Source organism: Thiemannella venezuelensis (assembly GCF_014203605.1).
In the GTDB taxonomy this organism is placed as follows: domain Bacteria; phylum Actinomycetota; class Actinomycetes; order Streptosporangiales; family Streptosporangiaceae; genus Planomonospora_A; species Planomonospora_A venezuelensis.
In genome coordinates this window covers 1-21,710 of record NZ_JACHJJ010000032.1, presented here as the reverse complement: position 1 = coordinate 21,710, position 21,710 = coordinate 1, and the positions used below count along the sequence as shown (strand labels likewise).

The window sequence follows — 21,710 nt, the reverse complement described above, 5'->3', positions numbered from 1 at the left end:
GACCTCACCGGGATCCTTCAGTGTCCGGCGTCACGCGGCCGTAGCCGCGGATGTCGGGGAAGGGCGGAGTGCGGTCGGGCTGCAGGTCGACCTGGAACGCGTTGAGGCACATGCCGAGCATGCTGAAGTTGCCCAGCGAGCCGACCGCGTCCACCAGTCCCTGGGCCCCGAAGTGCTTCTCGGCCTCGTGGAAGGTCTCGTCCCGGACGAAGTGCTCTTCGAGGATCTCGTGGCAGAACCGGTAGAAGGCGGTGTCCTCCTCCCGGTCGAACACCGGCTCACGGCGTTCGGCGATCGCCTGGACGGCCTCGGCGGGTATGCCCGACTCGACGGCCTTGTCGACGTGGGCGTTCCACGAGTACTGCGCGTCCCAGTGGCGCGCGGCCATCAGCAGAGAGAGCTCGCGCAGCCGCAGCGGCAGGCTGGACTCGAACCGGACGAACGCTCCCAGCGACTCGACCCGGTCGCACAGCTCGGGGCTCTGGAGCCATACCCGGAACGGTCCACGGACCGCGCCCCGGCGCCCCGCGATGCGCCCGGCGATCTCCCGCTGGCGTTCGTTCATGTCGTCGGGGCCGAGGATGGGAAGTCTCATGAGTGGCTACCACCTTTACCTTGGGCCCCAGGGGCGAGAGGGGCGATTTCGGAAGACGGTACAGCGCATGTGGGAGTGCTCACATACCGCCTGACGCAACGTAAAGCTGCACGGCATGTGACGCCGGCGGGCAGGGATCCGGCTTTAACCTCGGACGACATACAGGACCGGACGAAGGGTAAATATCATGACAGTGATCATCAAGGTGTCCGAGGTCCGGACTCTCGACCGCGGCGGCTCGGTCGTCACGACCCCGCTGATCACGACGACCTCGGCCGGCGGAGAGAACCGGATCACCAGCGGCATCAGCGTCTACCCCGTCGGCACCGGCGCCCCGATGCACTCGCACAACTGCGACGAGCACGTCACCGTGCTGGAGGGCGAGGCCGAGGTCCTGGTGGAGGGGTCCGTGACCCGCCTGGAGCAGTTCGACACCACGTACATCCCCTCGCCCATCCCCCACCTGTTCCGCAACGTCGGCCAGGTCCCCCTCAGGATCCTGTGGGTCTACACTTCGGGCACGGTGACCCGCACCTTCACCGACACGGGGATCACCGTGGAGCACCTCTCCCCCGCCGACCAGATGGGCGGGCGAAGCTGACCGGGACGTCCGGATGATGCCGGCCGCTGGAGTGGCGACCCGACGGCCGGGTGTCGAACTCCAGGGACGGTGAAGGTCCTGTCCGATGAGTGCCTCCCCGACGGGGCCGGCAGATCGGCTTGAGGACCCGAGATCAGCCAGTAGCCGGGTCAGACCTCGCCGGGAGGCGCTCATCTACATCATCACTGTCAGTAGCGGAAACCGGAGACCAGTTCGCGCAGGCGGCTCGACAGCTCGGCCAGGTTCACCGCGGCCTGCCGGCTCTCCGTCACGCTCCCGGCCGTCGTCTGCACCGAGCTCGCCAGCGCCGCGATGTTGGCGGCGATGTCCGTGCTGCCCTGCGCGGCCTCAGCTACGCTGCGGGTCATCTCGTTGGTGGTGGCCGTCTGCTCCTCCACCGCGGAGGTGATGGTCAGCTGGTAGTCGTTGAGCTGGCCGATGATCTGACTGATCTCGGCGATCGCCGCCACCGCGCTCTCGGTGTCGGCCTGGATGGCCTCCACCCGGCGGGAGATGTCCTCGGTCGCCTTGGCGGTCTCCTGGGCCAGATCCTTGACCTCCCCGGCCACGACGGCGAAGCCCTTGCCTGCGTCGCCGGCGCGGGCGGCCTCGATGGTGGCGTTCAGCGCCAGCAGATTGGTCTGCTCGGCGATGCTGGTGATGGTCTTGATGACCGAGCCGATCTCCGCGCTGGAGGCGCCGAGCTTGGCCACGGTGTCGTTGGTCGCTTCGGCGACTGCCACCGCCTGGGAGGCGACCTTGGCGCCCTCGCCGGCGTTGTGGGCGATCTCGCGGATGGAGGCGCCCATCTCTTCCGAACCTGCCGAGACGGTCTGCACGTTCTGCGACACCTCGTCGGCGGCGGCGGCGGCACTCCCTGCCTGTACGGAGGCATCGTCGGCGGAGGTGGCGATGCGGTCGCTGACTGCCGCCAGTTCGCCGGAGCTGGTGGCCAGCGTGTCGGCGCTGGAGGCCAGCGACTCCATCGTCTGCCGGAGGGCGCTGTTCGCCTGATTGACCGCTGCGGCCATCTGGCCGGCCTCGTCGCGGGAGGTCACCTCGACCCGTCCGGTCAGATCGCCGTGCGCCACCGCGTCCAGCGTGCGGGAGACCGCCGCCAGCGGGCGCACGATCAGTCGTGCCACCGCGACGGCCAGTCCGAGACCGATCATCAGGCCTGCCGCGAGCAGCCCGATGGTCATGGTTCGGGAGTTCTCGTAGCCGGTGGTGGCTTCGGCGGCCATCGTCTCGGCCTGCGCCGCCTCGTGGGCGGCCAGGTCCTCGATGGCGGTGTTGAGCGCGGTGGTGGTCTCGTTGAACTGCTTCATCATCCCGCCAGGCCCGGTGGAAACGGTCAGTCCCACCGGGAGGGGGTCCTCGAAGGTGATGGTGTTGCGCAGGCCCTGGTACTCACGCCAGACCTTCTCGAACGTGGCCGCCTTCTCCTGCCATTCCGGCGTGTGCCGGGCGCCGGCCTCGTACATCTCGAACGCGGCGGTGGCGGCCTTGGTGTAGTCCCGCATCTCCTGCTCGGCCTCAGCCCTGCGGGTGGGGTCCGGGACGCTCCGGTAGGCGACGTTGGCCTCGAACATGTCGCCGATCCGGCCGCGCATGTCACCGAGCTGCCGCAGGCTGGTGTTGCTCTGCTTCATCGCCTGTAGATCGCCGTTGAGCCCGCTCATCTCGTTGATCGCGACGGTGCCGCTCACGGCGCTCAGCGCGGCGACGATGCTCACCGCGATGAGGATCTTGGTGTTGATACGGCGGTCGGCGAACCATCCCAGCAGGCGGTTGCGGCGCACACTCACAGCGGGGGACGCGGATGTGGCGGTCACGGCGAAGTCCTTTTCTACAAGACCGAGAGTTGCTGGGATTCCCCAGCCTCACCGTGCACATCGACATCCACCCCGGTTTCCTGAGCCGATCCGCATTCGACGCCCACTCTTTGATCATGAAGATCTGCGGCGTGTTGACCAGGGAATTGGTGGCCGTCTTATTCCCACACCTGGCCCGCATGTGTGTTGACCAGGCATTCCGTCATGATCTCGCTGGAACACCAGTGTCCCTACCTGCGAGCCAGGGCGGGATGCCGCCGAGGGGGCACGGAGGTGGTGCTGTGCCCGTTCGACGGGACCGCCATTCGCTCCCATTCGGCAGTCCGGCCACGCCGACACAGCCGAGAAGGAAATCTCGCATCCGCTGCCGAATGGGAGCGAGCGGTAGTGGGGGTTATGAAGCGGCCGTCGAACGCTTCCGGTTCATCCAGAGCTTGTCGACGGCCAGGGCTCCGCCTCCGCTGAAGGCAAGGACCAGGGATCCGACCAGGAGGGAGAGGCAGAGCTCGCTCGCCTTCCATCCCTTGGGGCCCTGGACGAAGAAGATGGCGCCCATCATGTCGACGGCGAGCATGACGCCGACGATCGGCAGCCCGGCGCCGAGGATGACGGCCGCGCCCCCGACCACTTCGAGGAGAAGGACCGCGGGCGCGGCGACCACGGCCAGCGGGATGCCGAGGGAGTCGAAGTAGTCGATGGTGCCGCCGACACCTCGCTCGTTCAGCTTCTCGAGTCCGTGGACGATGAAGATCGCTCCGATGGCGATGCGTGCCAGGAGCAGGGAGATGGGCCTTGCCTGGTCGAGCTTCATTGATTCCTCCTGATGGGGAGTGCTCCGCCACTCCGGAGTTGCATGGCGGAGGGTGGGGGGTGTCTCCTGGAGTGGGGTCAGGACAGGAGCGACTGGGGAAGGTAGAGAGGCATCGAGTCCTCCCAGACGCTGTCGGTCAGCATGCGCTTGTCGGAGCCGTCGGCGTTCATGCTGAAGATCTGGCCGTAGGGCTGGAAGGTGTTGTCGTACAGCGCGGCCTCCTCGCGGAAGCCGTACACGCCGCTGTTGTAGAGGATGCGCCCGTCGTGGTCCCAGACGGCGTGGCCTTCGTTCGCGCCGCTGCTGGCCGTCAGGATCTTCAGATCGCTTCCGTCGGGCCGGATGGTGCACACGTCGAAGTTGGTCTCGCTGGTCTTGCGGGTGAAAAGGATGAGATTGCGCTTCGGGCACCAGTCGGGCAGGTTGTCGTACTCGCTGGTGAGCACGCGCGTCGTCCGGGTCTGCAGGTCGAGGATGCGCAGACCCTTGTTCTCCGCGCCCCACACGCGGTAGACGATCTCGTTGCCGTTGGGTGAGTAGCTCGGGAAGCCGGCGTTGGTGGTGCCGTCGGTGAGCACCTCCCAGGTCGAGCCGTCACTGCGCACGCGCGCCACCACGGCCGTGCTGGTGCCGCGCAGGATGAACCAGCCGCCCAGGCCGAAGGAGATCCACTGGCCGTCGGGCGACCACGCGGGCCGGAAGGCGCCCGCCAGGCCCCGCTGGAGCAGCGCCGGGTCGAGGCCCTTGCCCATGGAGTCGAAGACGACGCGCTGGTCTGTGCCGTCCGGCTTCATGGTGACGATCGAGGAGTGGCCGAGCTGCTTTTCCGTGTAGGCGATGAGGCCCTGCCGGGACAGGACGGGGAAGACGTCGCAGTGACGGTACTCCCAATCGGAGTCCCAGCTGTAGAGGGGCGTGTCGAGCGGACGGATGGCCCAGCCGACCTTCTGGTAGATCACCGACCGGCCGTCCGGCGACCAGACCGGAGCCCGCACCGCCCGCTTGACCGGCGGCAGCGTGCCAGAGGTGTAGTGCAGGCCCTCCTCGGGGCCGTTCTTGATGAGGTAGCCGATCTCGGTGGCGGTCACGTACTGGGGCGAGACCTTCAGATGAGGGCCGGAGGTGTGCTCGACGCGCTCGCCGGTCGCGACGTCGACCGAGACGATCTGGGAGGAGACCCGTCCGATGTACTCGGGCCGGTGGGCGCCCCAGGTGCCCTCGGTGGTGATCTCGTAGAAGACGATCCGGCTGCCGTCGGGTGACCACTTGGGCGAGCCCAGGCAGTAGCCCGGTTTGGTGGCGACCTGGCGGAAGCCGGTGCCGTCCGGCCGGATGATGTAGACGCTGAGCTCCTGTGTGTGCTCCCAGCCCCGGCCGTTGTCGTGACCGCGCCACGGGGTGTTGCGGTCACTGGAGAAGGCGATCCACCGGCCGTCGGGTGACCAGGAGGGGCGGAAGTGGCCGTCGGGCAGGGTGGGATCACCGGCGACCCCGGCGGTGTTGGTCAGGCACTTCAGCCTGTTGGCGCGCAGATCCAGCACCCAGATCTGGGCCCGGCGGTCGCCGCGGGTGGAGACGAAGGCCAGCTTGGTCCCGTCCGGGGACAGGACGCCGCTGTCGTCCATCGCCGGGCCTGCCACCAGGGACTGAACGCCCGTTCCGTCGGTCCTGGCACGGTAGAGGCCGGAGTTGCCGTCGCCCGACCGCTCGGAGGTGAAGACCACCGACTGGCCGTTGGCGGCGAAGCTCGCGTTGTAGTCGTAGCCCCGGGTCCCCAGCAGGAGGCGTTCGTTGGAGCCGTCGATGGTGGAGATGTAGAGGTCCGATGACGACGGGCCGATGCGGTTCATCAGCATGACGCCCTTCTTGCCGCCCGCGGCAGCCGCCACCGCCCAGTGCGTGGGCAGCAGAGCGGCACCGACGGCAGCCGCGCCGGCCGCTAGAAACGATCGACGCCTCATCCCAGTTTCCATGGCTTTACCAGCTTCCTTGCGAGGGCGCCCACCCGAGGCGGGCATCGGATTTCACGTGGTTTGAGAATCGGTCCCCGAATGAAGGCACGCCGCAGAGACTTCGCTGCAGGTGTGGGAAAGCCAGACCCCGGAGAAGGAGGTTTTCCGGGGTCCGGTGGTCGGTCAGGCGCCCTCGGCGGCCGGGCGGCGCCGGGCGGTGAGCCCGAGCCGTCGCAGGGCGAGCTTGTCGAGCCAGGTCAGCGTCCCGTTCAGGGTGAGCGTCATCGTGATCAGGGCGATCAGGCCGGCGAACGTGTTGGCCGCGTCGAGGTTCATCGCGGAGGTGAACAGCCCGTGGCCGATGCCCTCGGTGGAGGCGATGAACTCGGCGCCGATGACGCCGAGGATGGCCAGCGGGCCGCCGGTCTTGAGCGCGGCGAAAAACGGCGCGGCCAGGGTGGGGATCGTCACGTAGATGAGCAGGTGGTGCCGTCGGCCGCCCATCACCTGCACGATCTCGACCAGCTCCCGCTCCCGCAGACGCAGGCCGAGGTAGACGTTGTAGAACATCACGAAAGCCGGTCCGATCATGGCGATCGTGATCTTCGACCAGGCGCCGATGCCGAAGAAGAGCAGGAACAGCGGCGCCAGCGCGATCTTGGGGATGCCGTTGAAGGCCGCGATGAGGGGCTCCAGCACCCGACCGAGCAGCGGGAAGGAGCCCAGCACCAGGCCCACCACGGCGCCGAACGCCACGCCCAGGCCGAAGCCCGCCGCTATCTCGATCGCGGTCACTCGGATGTCGTTCCACCCGGATGCCGAGCCGAGCATCTCGCCCAGGGCCCCGGCCACCTCGGTGGGCTTGCTGACCGCGTACTCGGGCAGGACCGGCCCGCTCAGCACCTGCCAGAGGAACAGCGCGAGCGCGATCACCCCGATGCGCAGCAGCACCAGGACCACCTGGCTCTGTTTCCAGTCGCCCTTCTGCTTGTCGGCGACGGCAGCCGCCGGCCTGTCGGTGGCGGTCACGGCGCTCACGATCCGCCGCCCGGCTGCACGTACGTGTTGGTCCAATCGGTCTCGGCGGTGACGGTCATCTCCTTGGTCAGCACGCCGAGCCCGTTGACGAAGTCCAGGGTCTTCTTCCAGGTCGCCTCGTCCATCGCGGCGCTGGTCGGCCAGCCGACCTGCTTCAGGGTGGCCTGCAGGACCGGGGCCGGGACGCCCTCCATCGCCTTCGCGGCAAGCTCTGCCAGCGCCGGGTCGTCGACATGCGCGTTCATGTACGCCGTGGCCTCTTGGATCGCGGCGACGACCTTCTTGGCGATCTCGGGGTTCTTCTCCAGGTAGTCCTTGCGCGCCACCACGAGCTCCCCATAGCCGGCGCGGTCGGGGGACCATTCGGGCACTCGCAGCGGATCGGCCACGACGAGGCCCTCTCCGGCCGCCTCGATGGACAGCGGCGTCGGCTGGCCGGTCATGAACCAGTCGATCTGGCCGCTGTTCAGTGAGGCCTTGTTCGCCGCCGGGCTCGGCAGCTGGACCCACTTCACCTTGGCCGGGTCGACGCCGCGGGACTGGAGGAACTGGCTCGCCTGGGCCTTGGTGTTGGCCGAGCTGGCGCCGGCGGTGGAGTTGCCCAGCGCCTTGACCACCTGCTCCATCGGGGTGTCGGCGGTGATCTTGTTGGCGTCGGCGAACTTCTTGCTGACGACGATGGCGATCGGATTGCCCAGGCCGTCCGCGGCGATGGCGACCTGCGGGATGCCCTTGGCCAGGGCTGACAGGAAGCCGGTGGGGCTGGAGTTGAGGAACTGCACCGAGCCGGATTCCAGTGCCGCCGGGCCGGTCGAGGCGTTCGTCTGGACGAACGTCACCTCGAGTCCCTGCTTGCGGAAGTAGCCGTTGGCCTCGGCCACCTTCATCGGCAGGTCCATGATGTTGTCGCCGGAGCCGATCGTGATCTTGGTCAGGCCGCCCTGGCCGGCCTGGGCGCCCTCCTCGGGAGCGGACCCACCGCATGCGGCTGTCAGCGTGGCGAGGGAGAGAGCGGTCGCGAGCGCCGTCAGCGCCTTTAACGCGGTACGGCGAGAGGGGGGGTGGAATCGCATGACATCTCCTGTCACAAAGCTTCATCCATGCTGGATGAGCGCATCGAACTCGGGGGGTGTTGCCCTGGCTCGGCCGTCTGCAGCAGCAGCGCCCGGCGGGCGGAGGCGACGTGATGGCGCATCGCCGCCACGGCCGCGTCCGGGTTGCGGGTGACGATGGCCATCAGGATCGCCTGGTGTTCCTCCAGCGACCCGCTCCTCGGGTGCTGGGCGGACAGGTTGCGGTACTGGCGCATGACCAGTGGGTAGAGCAGCGTGTCGTAGGCCCGGGCCAGGGTCTGCTGATGGGCGGCCTCCTTGACCTGCTGGTGGAATCGGCGGTTGCCGCGCGAGTAGGCGGCCGAGTCGCCGCGCCGGTCGCAGTCCTGCATCGCGTCCAGGGTGGCGCGCAGTTCGCGGATCTCCTCCTCGGTGGCCCGCTCCGCCGCCTTGCCGGCCAGGGCGGACTCGAGCACCTCACGCGCCTCCAGGATGTCGAGCGCCTCCTCGACCGAGAAGTACCTGGTCCGCACCCCGCGGTTGACCTCGCTGGTGACGTAACCCTCCTGGGTCAGCCGGACCAGCACCGAGCGCATGGTGCTGCGCGAGACGTTGAATTTCTTCGTCAGCTCCGCCTCGGTGAGGCGGGTGCCCGGTGTGAGGCTGCCCGACAGCAGCAGCGAACGCAGTCCTTCGTATGCCGAGATCTCCCGGGTCTGCGAGGCTTTCCCGGAGTCCACAACCTGCACGTCATCTACCATGGCCCTCAGTTTTCCAGGGGTGGGACCTGCGCCAGGCCCGGATACAACCGCCGTGCCGTACCCGAGAAGATCTCCTCCCGGTCACCGTCCGGCAGCTCCGCGAGGACCTCCTCGGCGAGCGCCAGCAGTTCCGGCAGGGACTGCTCGGCGGCCGGGCAGTTCGAGCCCCAGGCGATCCGCCGGGCACCGAACGCCTCCATTACCGGCTCAAGGAAACCAGCGGCCTCCTTTCCCGCGTCCTGCAACCGCTCCAGGTTGCGATGGGTGAGTTTGAGGTACAGATTGGTGTGCCGGGCGAGCTCAGCCACCTCGCTGCCCGCGCCCGATGGTGAGGCGGCGATGTCCGGGTAGCCGATGTGGTCGAGGAGCACCCGCACGCCGGGGAACCTCTCCAGCACCTCCTCCAACTGCTTGGTGGCCGGCCCGAGGCGCATCTGAAGGCAGACGGGCACATCCAGCTCCGTTGCCTTCTCCCAGAAGGGGTAGGTCTCCGGGGCGGCGAACCACTCGCCCTGGACGGGCACGGTGCTGCCGCTGGTGAACAGCCGTACTCCGGCCAGGCCGCCGTCGCCGGTCGCGTCCTCCAGAGCGGATGCCGCATCCGGGCGCAGCGGGTCGAAGGTGCCGACCGCCACGAAACGGTCGGCCCGCCGCTTGGTGCTGTCCAGCACGTAGGAGTTGTCGTAGCCGTAGGCGGTGGTGGCCTGCACCAGCACGGCCTGCCGGATGCCGGTCTCGTCCATCAGGGCTGCCAGGCCGTCGGCGGTGACCGGCCGGGATTCGGCCCACTCCGACTGCTTGCCGCCGATCGGCGCTCGCGGGTAGGCGGTCAGGTCGTCGGAGATGATATGGCAGTGCGCGTCGACCACGTGCATGACCGATGCTCCTTTCACGCGTCGGGGTAGTCGCCGGGGGCGAACAGTTCGCGGACGTCGGTGGGGAAGTCCGGGTCGAGCAGGCCCTGGTCGCGAGCGAAGCGGACCATTGCGTTGAGGCTCGGCTCGTTGGCCGCGATGCCGTACGGGATCGGGTCACCGCCGATCTGCCGCGCCTGGCGGGCGAGGCGAGGAAGTGCGGCCCAGTCCGGGTCGGCGGCCAGGTGACGGCGCTTGCTCTCGGCCAGCGCCGCGTACAGCGCGGTCGACAGGCCGGGGTCGTGCTCGACCAGGTCGGAGCGGATCGCGATCACCGAGTGCAGGGGGTAGATGCCGGTGCGCAGGTACCAGTCGGCGCTGAGCACCTCGGCGTCGGGGAAGAGCGGGTAGGAGTCGCCGGTGTCCTGCTGGGCGGCGGTCCAGTTCGCCCGGGGGGCGCCCGCCCGGCCGGTCCCGGCGTTGCCGGTGAGCGCGGCGTCGATCTCCCCGGCACGCAGGAGCTCGCCGAGGGAGCGGCTGTCGGTGACCCGCTCGACGTTGGCCGGGACGCGTCCCTCGACGTGGTCGTCGTCGTCGACCACCCACGTGATCTTCTCGTGGGCCACGCCGTACTCCTCGGACAGGACGCCGCGCACCCACACGCCGGTGCTCACCGTGTACGCGCGGACTCCGACCTTCCGGCCCTCCAGGTCGCGCGGCACACGGATGCCCGAGTACGCGGCGCACTGGACGTCCTCGTGGTGGAAGCGCCGGTTGAGGAAGACCGGGATCGCGGTGAGCGGCACCCCCTCCTGGCGTGCCATCAGGTAGGACACCGGGGCGAGCTCGCACACGTCGAACTCGAGGTCCCGGATCATCCGCCGGTAGGCGGCGATGATCGGCTTGACCTCCACCGGCTCGACCTTGTAGCCGTCCACCTCGAACCGGGCGTGGGGGTAGTCCCCGAGCGCCACCTTCATCGATCGGCCTCCGTTTCGAAGCGGTCCGGAGAAACGCCCAGAGCCTCACAGCTCCGCGCGACCAGTTCGTCGAACTCCACCAGCCGCGGCAGCGCCCCCTGCTCCAGCGCGTAGGACGCGACCTGCGTCACCGGCCCACGCAGCGCCTCGAAGCCCGCCAGCTCCGCGGCCACCAGCTCCCGCATCGCGTCGTAGGCGGCGCAGACGTCCGCCGAGTGCTTTCGCGCGGCCTTCTCGCTGACGGCCACGACATGGTTGACCGGAGCGAATCCCTTCTCCTTCGACCAGGCGGCGGCGACCTGGGCGGCCTCCGGTATGGCGGTGCGGATGCGCTCGTCCACCGGCAGCTCGTTGCCCATGATCGCGAAGTCGAGACTGCGGTCGAGGAAATCCGACTGCAGGCGGCAGCCGCTCGGGGCGCGGCGCACCCAGAAGGGGTCGCGCTGCTCGGCCACGTGGGCGCCCTCGTAGACCACCCAATCCACCTTGCGCAGGTCGACGCCGTACTGCTCGGCCAGGAAGCCCCGCATCCAGACTCCGGTGGTCTGGCTCCACGAGCGCACGCCCACGCTGCGGCCCTCGACGTTCTCGACGGTCAGCTCGCCGCAGGTCACCAGGGTCTGGTGCTGGGGACGGCCGAGCGCGACGACCGGGAGCAGGAGCACCGGCCTGTCGTGGGCGACAGCCTGCAGGAGCGTCACGATCGGCAGCTCGCAGATGTCCACCGAGGACTCGGCGATCATGCCGCGTGCCGCCTTGTGCACGGGACGGATGTCGAGGCGCTCGGCTTGCGTGCCGATCGCGTTGACAGCCGCCTCCGCGAGGTCGTCGCGACCCAGGACTAACTTCACTTGGAATCCTCCCGATGGAACCGCTCGTGGTGCTGACGCAGCAGATCGATGCCGTAGTCGCCGCCGTTGGGCGTGCGCACCACGGTGTGGATGTGCCTGCGTGTCGGATAGTCGTTGGCGTACAGGACGCCGGCCATGTGCTCGAACTCAGCGAGGATGACCGGGCTGTGCAGGCGGTAGTAGAACACCCCGCCGGGCTGTCCCGCCCAGGCGAAGTAGGTGTCGGCCTCGTGGGCGAGCACCTCCTCCATCCGCACTCCGGCCTGGTCCTCGCGAGCCCTGCCCACATAGAGGCCGAGCAGGTCGACGGCGATCTGCCGCTGCGGCCCGGTGAGATCACCGAACGGCAGGCCGGCGTAGTCGAGCTCGAAGTTGTCGCGGAAGGCGCCGGTGAACAGCTCGGGCGGCAGCTCCGCCGAGATCAGCGCCTTGCCCTGCTGCTCGGCGGTCAGGCTGGTGTAGAGCCGCTGGCCGATGGCCTCCTCGCGGCGGAAAACGACGGTACCGGCGTACTTGCCGGCCTCGGCCACGACCGGTTCCGCGCCGAGGAAGGTGGGAGTGAGCGTCATCTGGTCACCGACGAAAACGCAGTTGACGCAGACGTGGTGGCCGTCGAGCTGCCAGCCCCACGGGCCGCCGTCCTCGGGCGAGCCGTAGACGCTGAACCAGTAGAGCCACTCGTTGAGCTGGTACTCCTCGCCGCGCAGCTCCCCCATCGTCAAGTTGAGGTGCATCAGGTCGATGACCTGCGTGTAGCCGTAGGCGCTGAGGCTCTGGCGGATGACGGCCAGCGCCTTGTCCCGTTTAGCCTCCTCCAGGTCTTCCAGGCACAGACCGTGGCGCAGGAAGTAGCGCATCCCGTTGACCCAGTGCCGCCAGCTGACATCGTCCATGGCGAAGCGGGCCTCGGCCAGCTCTCCGGGAGCCAGCGCGGCCAGGTAGTCCTCGGCCGCCCGCCGGACACCGGTGACGTCCAGCCCGGTCGTTCGCAGGGGGAAAAGTCCGGACTTTAGGCCATCCGAGGTGACCACTCCGCGGAAAGGCTCGTCGGCCGCTCGCCGCCGCCAGTCGATCTTCGCCTGCAACTCCGGCGAGATCACGGCCGGCCGCCGAGCGGGGGTGTCGCCTCGCTGTCTCAACTCCACAGCCGGGTCGCCTCCTTCTCAATCACGTCGAGATCGATGGGCTCGCGCAGCAGTTCCTGCTCCAGGGCGTAACGGGCGGCGAGTTCCATGCAGGCCCGCAGCTCGTCGCTCCACCCCGCCCCGAGCGCCTGCGCCAGCTCGCGCACCTGGTCCGGTACGGCACGCAGCACGTCATCGCGGACCACGACCACGTGGTTGACCGGCACGAAACCATGCCGATCCACCCAGGCGCGCGCGGCCGCCTCGGCATCGGGGATGACCGGAACCAGGCCCTCGCCCTGACCGCCGATCGCGCGAGGACCGAGTACGGCTGCCGCCACGTCGCCTCGGTGAAGCAGATCGGCGACTCGTCCAGCCGATGAGCGCGTCACCCACGCAGGCTCCTCGTACTGCGCCACGTGGGGTTCTTCGGTGGTGACCCAGGTGATGTCCGAGGCGGCGATGCCATACTCCTCGCTGAGGATGCCGCGCACCCACAGGCCGGTGGTCTGGCTGTAGGAGCGCACCCCGATCCGCTTGCCGACGAGGTCGCCCGGGGTGAGCTCGGGGCCGTCGGGCAGGCGGGTGAGCGAGCGGTGGTGCGTGCCGCCGACCATCACCGCCGGGATGAGGGTGATCGGAACGCCCGCCCCCCGCGCCTGCAGGTAGGTCGCCAGGGCCAGCTCGCAGACGTCGAACTCCAGGTTCCTGACCATGCGGGCGAAGGCCGGATACAGCGGGGAGACCTGCGGGAACTCGAAGCCCGGTAGGTCCTTGCGCGAGCCGAGGACGACCGTGAGCGGCTTCATACGTCTTCGCCGTAGAGCAGGCGACGGTAGGGCACGCTCACGACATCACGGGTGATCCGCACATCGATCACGGTGGGGCGGGGGTTGCGCACGTACTCGTTGAGCGCGGCACGCAGCTGCTCCGCAGTCCGTACCGTGGCTCCACCTCCGCCGAGTGCCACCGCGACCTGGCCCAGCTCCGGCGTGGGGATCACAGCCAGCTCCGGGTCCAGCCCGCTGGCCATCGCCTTGTGGTATTCGGCGCCCAGCGCCTCGTCGTTCATCACGACGACCAGGACCGGGATGTCGTAGCGGCAGGCGGTCTCGAACTCCGGCAGGTGCATCAGGAAGCTGGCATCGCCCTCGACCACGAAGGCCGGCTTGTTGCCGCCTGCCACGATCGCCCCGATGGTCAGCAGCGGGGCCTGGCCGATGGCGCCGAACATGCCGTAGTTCGACATGACCTCGCGTGAGCGCTGGAAGAGCATGGTGCCGAAGTCGGTCTGGTGGCCGCTGCCGAGCACCAGGCCGATCTCGCCGGGCAGCTCGGTGTCCAGGACCTGGATCACCTCGCGCGGGTCGAGCCGGCCGGGCTCGCTGCGGAACTCCACGGGCGGGATGGTCAGCCTGGTTCGGACGTCGGCGGTGTGGTAGCCGTCCAGCCTGACCGAGCGGCTCTCCAGCGCCTGGCTGAGCTGGGTGAGGGCGGTGACCGCGTCGGCTTGGAGGTAGCAGTCGGCGACCGCGCCGTTGCCCATGACGACGTGCGGTGCGGTGTCGATCTGGATGTAGCGGGCTTCGGGGAACAGGTAGCCGTGCTCGATCGTGTAGTGGTTCAGGCTCGCGCCCACGGCGATCACGCAGTCGGCTTCCTGTAGCAGCTCCATCGCCGCCTTGTTGCCGTACAGCCCGGCGATGCCCACGTGGTAACCGGTCCGGTCGCACAGCCAGTTCTTGGCCTGCAGGGTGGTGGCGAGCAGGGCGCCCGTCTGCTCCTGCAGCCGCAGGATCTGCTCGCCGGCGTCCGCGCGGCGCGCCCCGCGCCCCGCGATGACCACCACGCGCTTGCTGTCCCGGATGATCTCGCAGGCCGCCTCGATGCCCGCAGGGTCGGGCAGCGAGCGGACCCGCGGGAGGAGGTTGAGGGAGGGGACGTAGTCGTCGTTCTCGCACTCCTGCTTCTGCACGTCGATGGGGGCGCTGAGCATGATGGGCCGGGACTCGGTCCGCGCGAGGTAGAAGGCCTTCTGTACGGCTTCCGCGGCGAGGTCGGGCCGTGACACGTGGACGAAGCCGCACTCGATGGCGGCGGCGAAGCGCCGCTGGTCCAGGTACTGCACGGCGCTCTGGTCACCCCAGGGCGTCTCGCCGCAGAAGGCCACCAGCGGGGTGCGCGCCCGGCTCGCGCAGATCATCGAGGTGGCCAGCTGCGCCACGCCCGGGCCGCTGGTCGTCGTCACGACTCCCGGCCGTCCGGCCGCCCGCGCCCACCCGTCGGCCATGCCCAGGCCGGAACCCTCGTGCCGCACCTCGTACAACCGCACGCCGCGCTGGGCGAGGGCGTTCATCCAGTGCATGTTGGCATCGCCCATCATGCCGAAGACATCGCTCGTCCCCTCGGCGACGAACGCCTGGGCGAGTACTTCGTAAACCTTCATTTCAGCCTTCCGAAAACGCGCTGGGCGTTGCCGCCGTAGACCGCCTGGCGGTCCTTGATGGGGATCTGGTCCAGGAGGAATCTGGTGTCGTCGAAGCGGCGGCCGGTCTCGGGATCCACCGCGCGGACTGCGCCGATCATCTCCGAGGCGAACAGCACGTTGCTCTCGGGAATCACGTCCAGCAGCAGCTCAAGGCCGCGCTTGTGGTAGACGCAGGTGTCGAAGAAGACGTTGTTCAGCATCGTCTCCAGCGGCGGGCGCTTCTGGTCGAGCATCCAGCCCCGGTAGCGGCCCCAGTGGTACGGCACGGCGCCGCCACCGTGCGGCAGGATCAGCTTCAAAGTCGGGAAATCAGTAAACAAATCCGACATGCACAGCTGCATGAACACCGCGGTGTCGCCGTTGAGGTAGTGCGCGCAGGTGCCCTGCAGTGCCTCATTCCTCGACATCGCCACGTGGATCATCGCCGGGACGTCGAGCTCCACCATCTTCTCGTAGAGCGGGTAGTAGAGCCGGTCGGTCAGCGGGGGCGCCTGCCAGTAGCCGTCGGAGGGATCCGGGTTGAGCAGGCAGCCGACGAACCCCAGCTCCTCCACGCAGCGTTCCAGCTCGGCGACGCTGTTGCCGATCGAGGCTTCGAGCCCCGCGCCCGGCGACTGCGGGAGCTGGCACACTCCGACGAACCGGCCGGGGAACAGTTCGCACACGCGGGCGATCAGGTCGTTGCTGACCTGGGACCAGTCCAGGCTGGTCTGCGCGTCGCCGTAGTGGTGGGCCATCTTCCCCGCTCCCGGGGAGAAGATCGTCAGGTCCGTGCCGCGCTCCAGTTGCAGCTTGAGCTGGCCGTTCTCGATGGCGGCTCGGATCTCGTCGTCGGTGATGACCAACTCGTCGGGCGACACGCGGGCCCCCGACTCCTCGAACGCCCGGATCTGCCGTTCCCGCCACTGCCCGAGCGCGGGCGGGGCGGTGGTGAAGTGCCCATGGCAGTCGATGATCACGAGTCTCTCCCTGTCAGGGTACGGCCCAGCTCCAGGCCGGGGTAGGAGCGCACGGGGGCCGTCATGAGGAAGCGGTAGCCGTCCTCGATGACCTGTTTGACGTTGTCGGCCGTGACATGGGGGTGGCCCACGGCGACCCCTCGCTCGGCGCAGATGTCGAGGATGCGGCGCTTGGACTCGGTGACCAGCGGGTGGTCGTACTGGCGGGGCACTCCGAGTTCCTGGCTCAGGTCGCCCTCCCCGGGCAGGACCAGGCCGATGCCCGGGACCTGGTCGAGGATGTCCCCCAGGTTGTCGATCCCGCGCTGGGACTCGATCATGATCGCCACGAGGATCTCGCCGTCGGGGTCGAGCGGCCAGACGTCGCTTCTGGCGTAGTACTCCTTGGCGGAGATGCCCCAGTAGCGGGCTGCCGCCGCGGGGCTGTCGCCGCGCACGCCCGCCGGTTCGTGGCGCGAGGTGCCGGGCAGGCTCGGGTAGCGGCAGGCGGAGACCGCGTTGCGAGCCTCGTCCACCGAGGTGATGTGCGGCCACACGATGCCGTAGGCGCCCAGGTCCAGGGCCTGCTTGGCGTGCCACTGCGACTTCTCCGCGCCGTTGGCGGGGACCCGGACCAGGGGGGTGATCGGGGTTCGGTCTCTCGTCAGCAGGTACTGCAGGCTGTCCCGCAGCGCGGGAACGTCCCACGGCTTGTGCTCGCCCTCAAAGATCAGGGCGTCGTAGCCGGTGGTGCTGAACTCGGCGGCGGCCGCCGGATCGGCGGCGGAGAAGGAGGCGAAGACGTGGGTGTTCTCCGCCAAGCCGCTGATCACTCTATTCAGCCTTGGCATGGGCTTCCTTCCTCCGTAGACGGGCCCACCAGGCGCGCAACCTGCCGAAGAGGCTGCGGGCGGGCGGGGTGGTGGTGGTGGTCACCAAGGCAATGCCCGGCGCGGCCTCCGGGGCCCTTTCCGGGGCGCAGCGCTGGATCAGCTGGTCGGAGAACTCCTTGGTCATCCGCGAGACCACGGCCCCGGCTCCCGCCTCGACCAGCGAGGCGAGCTTGCCGTTGAGGCTGATCTCGCCGTCCACCTGCACCCGGGTCTCTCCGTCGCCCTGCCGTACCCGGAAGGTGGCCTCGGCGGTGAAGCGGGTGGCCCGCTGGCCGTCCCGGCCGCGCGCGGTCAGGCGACCCTCCAGCGTCTCCGGGTCCAGCTCCAGCGCGACCACCGCGGCGAACTTGACGCGGACCGCGCCGAACTTGACCACCAGGGTTCCGTCGAACGAGCCGTCCTCGTGGGAGGCGCCGAGCTCGGCGCCGCTGATGCAGGAGACGACCTCGGCGGGATCGGAGATGATCTCCCAGACCCGGGACGGGGTGCTGGGGACGGCGATCTCCTCAGTGATCGTTATCAATGCCGCACATCCTCGGAACTGAACAGGCTCCACAGGTCGTTGTAGAGCTCGGAGAACTCCGGCGACTCCACCAGCGAGCCGATCTGGCGCGGCCGCTCGAACGGGACCGGCAGCACCCGGCGGATCGTGCCGGGCCCTTCGGACATCACGACGACCTCGTCGGCGAGGTAGATCGCCTCGTTGAGGTCGTGGGTGACGAAGACGAGCGTGCCCTGCTGCTCCTCCCACAGGTTGAGCAGGTCCTGCTGGAGCCTGAGCCGCGTGATGGCGTCCAGCGGGCCGAACGGTTCGTCCATGAGCACGATGGAGGGGTCGTAGATCAGCGCTCGCGCGATCGCGACGCGCTTCTGCATGCCACCGGAGAGCTCCCGGGGGAAGTGGTCCTCGAATCCGGTGAGCCCGACCAGCTTGATCCAGTGGTCGATCTTCTCGTTCCGCTCCTCCTTCGGGGTCTTGCGGAACTTCAGCGCCAGGCCGATGTTGCCCCTGACGCTGAGCCAGGGCAGCAGGTGGGCCTGCTGGGTCACGTAGGCCGCCGCGGAGTTGACGCCGGTGACCGGCCGGCCGTCGAAGTGAACCTCGCCCCGTGTCGGGGAGAGCAGTCCGGCTGCCAGGTTGAGGAGGGTGCTCTTGCCGCACCCGCTGGGTCCGATCACGGCGACGAACTTGCCGCGTCCGACCTGGAATGACACGTCCTCGATGGCCGGCCGGTGGGCACCGGGGAACTCCAAGGTGACGTTCTCGAAGCGGAGCGCCTCCGGATGGGGGGCGGGATGGTCGTTCGACAATCTGTGTGCCTCCTTGACCGCGCAGAGGTGGCGGGTAGGGAAGTTCTGCGCGCGTATCCGGGTGTGTCACCCGCACTCGCGCAGTCGCTGGTGCGTAGCTCGCGGTTGGTTCGTCCGGCGTTCACACGCCGATCCATTCACTTGAGACTCGTTCAACATTGTCCGACAAGCGATTGAGCGAAACGTAACAGCGCCGACTCATACCTGCAAGGTTTCAGGGCAAAACACTTGATCTCGCACCCTTGATTGTCTAACAATCAAGGGGCCGTCCTGCATGTGGATCGTCTGCAGGCAGGACGGTCGCCCGACACGAGGATGGCTCCGGCCCGCTCCTGCGGCAGCCTCGGACGGCGCAACCTTACGTTGCGCCGGAGGGGGTTCCTGGGATCGCCGGAAGCCGTCAATGATCTACTCCAGCCGACCCATCAGCGCGTCGGGCGTTCTCATGGATCGCCCGGCTGGTCCTCGACTGGTGTACTTCACGAACAGAGAGGTCATCGCGACAATGTGGGACTCCGAACACGCCGAACCCGAGACTTCGCCGGCCGGATCCGTCTGGCGGCCTTCCCGTAGACAAGCGCTGGGCGCACTGGCGGCTTCCGCCGCGGCGGCGGCCGTGCCGATGCTCGCCGGTGCGCAGAGTGCACACGCGTCGGCGAGGAGGAGGCAGGAACTCCTTTACATCGGTACATGGCGGGGCACCCAGGTGAACGGCGCCTGGTTCGATCCCGCTGACGGGATCATGACCCCGTTCGGGATCGTGGCGCAGGTGAACTCGAGCTGGCAGGCGACGCATCCGTCGAAGCCGGTTCTCTACGTCGGCAGCGGCGACGCCGGCGGCACCGTCTCGGCGTTCCGTGTCGACCGGTCGAGCGGCGCGCTCGACCTGATCGGCCAGGCGAAGTCGGACAGCGCAGGCACGCCGGGCGGACTGTCGTACATCGGGATCGACCGGCGCTCGGACACCGTCCTGGCGGCGAACTTCGCGGCGGGCCTGACCGCGGCGATGCCCATCCGCCATGACGGCGGGGTCGACGCTCCGGCCTCCGTCGTGGTGCACACCGGCTCCGGCCCGCACCCGCGGCAGGCCAGCCCGCACCCGCATCACGCGGTGGTGGATCCAGGTGGCAGGTTCGTGCTGGTCCCGGACCTCGGGGCGGACCGCGTTTTCATCCACGACTTCGACCGGAGAACCCGCGTCCTGTCCGGCACACGGACCTACGCGGTCAACCCCGGGTCGGGTCCGCGACGCCTGCTGTTCCACCCCGACGGCCGGACCCTCTATCTGCTCAACGAGCTCTCGGCCGACCTGCAGATCCTCAGCTGGGATCCCCGGAAGGGGCAGATCACGCTCGATGAGAGCCTGTCGATCGTCGCGCCCGACTACACCGGCACCAAGAGCGGGGCCGAACTGGGCATGAGCCGTGACGGGCGCTTTCTCTACGCCACGAGCCGAGGCACTGAGAACGCCATCGTCGTCTACGCGGTCGGCCGGGGAAGCGGCCGGCTCACGCTCGTCCAGCGCATTCCCAGTGGTGGCTTGACTCCGTGGACCTTCTCGATCCACCGCAGTGGTAGATGGATGCTCGTGGCGAACCAGGCGAGCAGCACCGTCAACCTGTTCAGCATCGATCGGAACTCCGGCAAGCTGACAGATACCGGAAAATCCATGTCCGTCCCCAACCCGGACTGCATCACTTTCGCATGACGGGCAGCATGCCTCCGGAGGGAGACGCGGTCACGATCACCGGGTTGAGCTTCTCCTTCGGCCGATCCAAGGCCGTCGACGGGCTCGACCTGGCGGTCGCCTCGGGTGAGGTGCTGGGCCTGCTCGGGCCCAACGGCGCGGGCAAGACCACCGCGATCCGCTGCGTCACCACGCTGCTGCGCGTTCCGCCCGGCATGGTGCGGGTCCTCGGGCACGACGTGGCCTCTGAGCGGATGGCGGTGCGCCGCCTGCTCGGTTACGTGCCGCAGCAGTTGTCGGCGGACGCGAGCCTGACCGGCCGCCAGAACGTCTCGCTCTTCGCCCGCGTCTTCGACGTACCGCGACGCGAGCGTGCCGCCCGCGTCGCCCAGGCGCTGGACGCGGTCGGGCTCTCCGACGCCGCCGACCGATTGGCCGGCACCTACTCCGGTGGCATGGTGCGACGCCTGGAGGTGGCACAGGCGCTGGTCAGCTCGCCGCGCCTGCTCATACTCGACGAGCCCACGATCGGGCTCGACCCGATCGCTCGAGCCGGCGTCTGGGAGCACATCATGGCGGTACGCGCCGCCATCGGGATGACCGTCCTGGTCACCACGCACTACATGGATGAGGCCGACCAGTACTGCGACCGGGTCGCGCTCATGCACCGGGGCCGGATCCGCGCGCTCGGCACGCCGCACCGGCTCGTCGACGACCTGCGTACCCGTCTCGGCGACGGCTCGTCACCGACACTGGAGGACGTCTTCCGTGACGTCGCCGGCAGCGGCCTCGATCAGGAAGGGGAGTTCCACGATGTCCGCCGCACCCGCATCACCGCCTCCCGCGTCGGCTGACGGCGGGTTCGGGCTCCTGCTCGTCCCACCGCGACCCCGGCCGGCGTGGCGCCTGATCCCGGCCAGGGTCGTCGCGATGTGCGTGGTGGAGCTGCAGAAGCTGTCTCACGACCGCACCGAGCTCTACACCCGCGCGATCCAGCCCGCCCTGTGGCTGCTGATCTTCGGGGAGACGTTCACTCGCTTCAACGTGATCCCGACCGGTGGCATGGCCTACCGCGACTACCTGGCGCCCGGGATCATCGCGCAGTCCACCATGTTCGTCGCCATCTTCTACGGTATCCACATCATCTGGGAGCGGGACTCCGGTGTGCTGACCAAACTCCTGGTCACCCCGACCCCGCGTGCCGCACTGATCGCCGGGAAGGCGTTCGCGGCCGGGGTCAAGGCGATCGTTCAGGCCGTGGTGGTGGTGCTTATCGCCGCGCTGCTGGGCGTGAGCATGGGCTGGCACCCGTTGCGCCTGCTCGGGGTGATCGCGGCGGTGGTCCTCGGCTCGGTGTTCTTCTCCTGCCTGTCCATGACAATCGCCGGCATCGTCCGGACCCGCGACCGCATGCTGGGCATCGGGCAAGCCATCACCATGCCGCTCTTCTTCGCCTCCAACGCCCTCTACCCGATCACGGCCATGCCGGAGTGGCTGCAGGCCATCAGCGCGATCAACCCGCTCAGTTACGAGGTCGACGCGCTGCGCGGCTTGCTGCTCGGGGTCCCCTCCGCCCTGCCGCTGGACTTCGCAGTGCTAGCCGTGGCCTCCGCTGTCGGGATCGCTGCCGCTTCGGCCATGCTCGGACGGCTGGCTCACTGACGGTCGCGTCCTCGGAGGACACTGTTGGCGAATTCATCGGTGCTCCAGGAAGGCCGGAGCCGGGTGAACGATGAGGTTCTGGTCATGGCCAGCGGTATCCCGGCCGGCCAGGCGTGGACGCGCATGAAGTCTACGGCCGCTGCAGTGAAGACGTGCTGCAGATGGGTTTTGTCCAGACCGATGACTCTGTTGCCCAATTCCCTGGATGTGTCTCGGGGACCAAGGGATGATCTTCTCCGGTGGCGCTTCCTGCCATGTGGCCCGGAGGGGTGATGCG

At 68.6% G+C, this 21,710-nt stretch carries 21 protein-coding genes; 4 read left to right on the top strand and 17 right to left on the bottom strand.

Features of this window, described 5'->3' with window-relative positions:
• Positions 1–4: 4 nt before the first annotated feature.
• Positions 5–595 carry a carboxymuconolactone decarboxylase family protein gene (locus tag FHS22_RS32895; protein ID WP_184948098.1) on the bottom strand — a complete coding sequence of 197 codons (591 nt, stop codon included), beginning with the start codon at positions 593–595 and terminating at the stop codon, positions 5–7.
• A gap of 187 nt (positions 596–782) precedes the next feature.
• Between FHS22_RS32895 and FHS22_RS32890 the strand changes: the two genes are divergently transcribed.
• Complete coding sequence (locus tag FHS22_RS32890) at positions 783–1,196, top strand: cupin domain-containing protein (protein WP_184948097.1); 414 nt, start codon at positions 783–785, stop codon at positions 1,194–1,196.
• Between the two features lie 188 nt (positions 1,197–1,384).
• Here the strand turns inward: FHS22_RS32890 and FHS22_RS32885 are convergent, their stop codons facing one another.
• The 16 genes from FHS22_RS32885 to FHS22_RS32810 all read right to left on the bottom strand — a co-directional run bounded on the left by FHS22_RS32885 (position 1,385) and on the right by FHS22_RS32810 (position 18,084).
• The gene (locus FHS22_RS32885) at positions 1,385–3,031 is read right to left on the bottom strand and encodes a methyl-accepting chemotaxis protein (RefSeq protein ID WP_184948096.1); all 1,647 of its coding nucleotides are present in this window, start codon (positions 3,029–3,031) and stop codon (positions 1,385–1,387) included.
• Positions 3,032–3,425: 394 nt separating this feature from the next.
• The gene (locus tag FHS22_RS32880) at positions 3,426–3,842 is read right to left on the bottom strand and encodes a DoxX family protein (protein ID WP_184948095.1); all 417 of its coding nucleotides are present in this window, start codon (positions 3,840–3,842) and stop codon (positions 3,426–3,428) included.
• Between the two features lie 77 nt (positions 3,843–3,919).
• Positions 3,920–5,731 (bottom strand): hypothetical protein, encoded by a 1,812-nt coding sequence (locus FHS22_RS32875; RefSeq protein WP_221474419.1) that lies wholly within the window; start codon positions 5,729–5,731, stop codon positions 3,920–3,922.
• A gap of 246 nt (positions 5,732–5,977) precedes the next feature.
• The gene (locus tag FHS22_RS32870; RefSeq protein ID WP_184948093.1) at positions 5,978–6,823 is read right to left on the bottom strand and encodes an ABC transporter permease subunit; all 846 of its coding nucleotides are present in this window, start codon (positions 6,821–6,823) and stop codon (positions 5,978–5,980) included.
• Between the two features lie 5 nt (positions 6,824–6,828).
• A complete protein-coding gene (locus FHS22_RS32865) occupies positions 6,829–7,905 on the bottom strand; it encodes an ABC transporter substrate-binding protein (protein WP_184948092.1) in 1,077 nt (358 codons plus the stop codon).
• An 11-nt stretch (positions 7,906–7,916) separates the two neighbouring features.
• Complete coding sequence (locus FHS22_RS32860) at positions 7,917–8,633, bottom strand: FCD domain-containing protein (protein ID WP_221474418.1); 717 nt, start codon at positions 8,631–8,633, stop codon at positions 7,917–7,919.
• 17 nt (positions 8,634–8,650) lie between these two features.
• On the bottom strand, positions 8,651–9,520 hold the full coding sequence (locus FHS22_RS32855) for an amidohydrolase family protein (protein WP_184948090.1): 870 nt from the start codon (positions 9,518–9,520) through the stop codon (positions 8,651–8,653).
• A gap of 14 nt (positions 9,521–9,534) precedes the next feature.
• Positions 9,535–10,479 carry an ABC transporter substrate-binding protein gene (locus FHS22_RS32850; protein WP_184948089.1) on the bottom strand — a complete coding sequence of 315 codons (945 nt, stop codon included), beginning with the start codon at positions 10,477–10,479 and terminating at the stop codon, positions 9,535–9,537.
• Positions 10,476–11,330: a hypothetical protein gene (locus tag FHS22_RS32845; RefSeq protein ID WP_184948088.1), complete on the bottom strand. Its 855-nt coding sequence runs from the start codon at positions 11,328–11,330 to the stop codon at positions 10,476–10,478. The genes FHS22_RS32850 and FHS22_RS32845 overlap by 4 nt, the downstream gene beginning before the upstream one ends.
• Complete coding sequence (locus FHS22_RS32840; protein ID WP_184948087.1) at positions 11,327–12,475, bottom strand: DUF3500 domain-containing protein; 1,149 nt, start codon at positions 12,473–12,475, stop codon at positions 11,327–11,329. The genes FHS22_RS32845 and FHS22_RS32840 overlap by 4 nt, the downstream gene beginning before the upstream one ends.
• Positions 12,466–13,263 (bottom strand): substrate-binding domain-containing protein, encoded by a 798-nt coding sequence (locus FHS22_RS32835; protein ID WP_184948086.1) that lies wholly within the window; start codon positions 13,261–13,263, stop codon positions 12,466–12,468. The genes FHS22_RS32840 and FHS22_RS32835 overlap by 10 nt, the downstream gene beginning before the upstream one ends.
• Positions 13,260–14,900: a thiamine pyrophosphate-binding protein gene (locus FHS22_RS32830; protein ID WP_184948085.1), complete on the bottom strand. Its 1,641-nt coding sequence runs from the start codon at positions 14,898–14,900 to the stop codon at positions 13,260–13,262. Before FHS22_RS32830 ends, FHS22_RS32835 begins: the two co-directional genes overlap by 4 nt.
• Positions 14,897–15,901 (bottom strand): amidohydrolase family protein, encoded by a 1,005-nt coding sequence (locus FHS22_RS32825; RefSeq protein ID WP_184948084.1) that lies wholly within the window; start codon positions 15,899–15,901, stop codon positions 14,897–14,899. The genes FHS22_RS32830 and FHS22_RS32825 overlap by 4 nt, the downstream gene beginning before the upstream one ends.
• Positions 15,898–16,713 (bottom strand): HpcH/HpaI aldolase family protein, encoded by an 816-nt coding sequence (locus FHS22_RS32820; protein WP_221474417.1) that lies wholly within the window; start codon positions 16,711–16,713, stop codon positions 15,898–15,900. Before FHS22_RS32820 ends, FHS22_RS32825 begins: the two co-directional genes overlap by 4 nt.
• Position 16,714: 1 nt before the next feature.
• Positions 16,715–17,296: an SRPBCC family protein gene (locus tag FHS22_RS32815; RefSeq protein ID WP_184948082.1), complete on the bottom strand. Its 582-nt coding sequence runs from the start codon at positions 17,294–17,296 to the stop codon at positions 16,715–16,717.
• Positions 17,293–18,084, bottom strand: a complete 792-nt coding sequence (locus tag FHS22_RS32810) for an ABC transporter ATP-binding protein (RefSeq protein WP_184948081.1) — start codon at positions 18,082–18,084, stop codon at positions 17,293–17,295. Before FHS22_RS32810 ends, FHS22_RS32815 begins: the two co-directional genes overlap by 4 nt.
• A 403-nt stretch (positions 18,085–18,487) precedes the next feature.
• On the opposite strand from FHS22_RS32810, the gene FHS22_RS32805 reads away from it, so the two are divergent.
• The 3 genes from FHS22_RS32805 to FHS22_RS32795 are packed head-to-tail and all read left to right on the top strand — an operon-like array spanning position 18,488 to position 21,433.
• Positions 18,488–19,792, top strand: coding sequence for a lactonase family protein (locus FHS22_RS32805; RefSeq protein WP_221474416.1), 1,305 nt, complete (start codon positions 18,488–18,490; stop codon positions 19,790–19,792).
• On the top strand, positions 19,789–20,625 hold the full coding sequence (locus FHS22_RS32800) for an ABC transporter ATP-binding protein (RefSeq protein ID WP_221474415.1): 837 nt from the start codon (positions 19,789–19,791) through the stop codon (positions 20,623–20,625). Before FHS22_RS32805 ends, FHS22_RS32800 begins: the two co-directional genes overlap by 4 nt.
• Positions 20,585–21,433, top strand: coding sequence for an ABC transporter permease (locus FHS22_RS32795; RefSeq protein ID WP_184948080.1), 849 nt, complete (start codon positions 20,585–20,587; stop codon positions 21,431–21,433). Before FHS22_RS32800 ends, FHS22_RS32795 begins: the two co-directional genes overlap by 41 nt.
• Positions 21,434–21,710 lie beyond the last annotated feature (277 nt).

Excerpts from the sequence above, each read along its gene's own strand:
- FHS22_RS32895 (WP_184948098.1), bottom strand. The coding sequence starts at position 595 with ATGAGACTTCCCATCCTCGGCCCCGACGACATGAACGAACGCCAGCGG.
- FHS22_RS32890 (WP_184948097.1), top strand. The coding sequence starts at position 783 with ATGACAGTGATCATCAAGGTGTCCGAGGTCCGGACTCTCGACCGCGGC.
- FHS22_RS32880 (WP_184948095.1), bottom strand. The coding sequence starts at position 3,842 with ATGAAGCTCGACCAGGCAAGGCCCATCTCCCTGCTCCTGGCACGCATC.
- FHS22_RS32865 (WP_184948092.1), bottom strand. The coding sequence starts at position 7,905 with ATGCGATTCCACCCCCCCTCTCGCCGTACCGCGTTAAAGGCGCTGACG.
- FHS22_RS32855 (WP_184948090.1), bottom strand. The coding sequence starts at position 9,520 with ATGCACGTGGTCGACGCGCACTGCCATATCATCTCCGACGACCTGACC.
- FHS22_RS32850 (WP_184948089.1), bottom strand. The coding sequence starts at position 10,479 with ATGAAGGTGGCGCTCGGGGACTACCCCCACGCCCGGTTCGAGGTGGAC.
- FHS22_RS32835 (WP_184948086.1), bottom strand. The coding sequence starts at position 13,263 with ATGAAGCCGCTCACGGTCGTCCTCGGCTCGCGCAAGGACCTACCGGGC.
- FHS22_RS32830 (WP_184948085.1), bottom strand. The coding sequence starts at position 14,900 with ATGAAGGTTTACGAAGTACTCGCCCAGGCGTTCGTCGCCGAGGGGACG.
- FHS22_RS32805 (WP_221474416.1), top strand. The coding sequence starts at position 18,488 with ATGATCTACTCCAGCCGACCCATCAGCGCGTCGGGCGTTCTCATGGAT.
- FHS22_RS32800 (WP_221474415.1), top strand. The coding sequence starts at position 19,789 with ATGACGGGCAGCATGCCTCCGGAGGGAGACGCGGTCACGATCACCGGG.
- FHS22_RS32795 (WP_184948080.1), top strand. The coding sequence starts at position 20,585 with ATGTCCGCCGCACCCGCATCACCGCCTCCCGCGTCGGCTGACGGCGGG.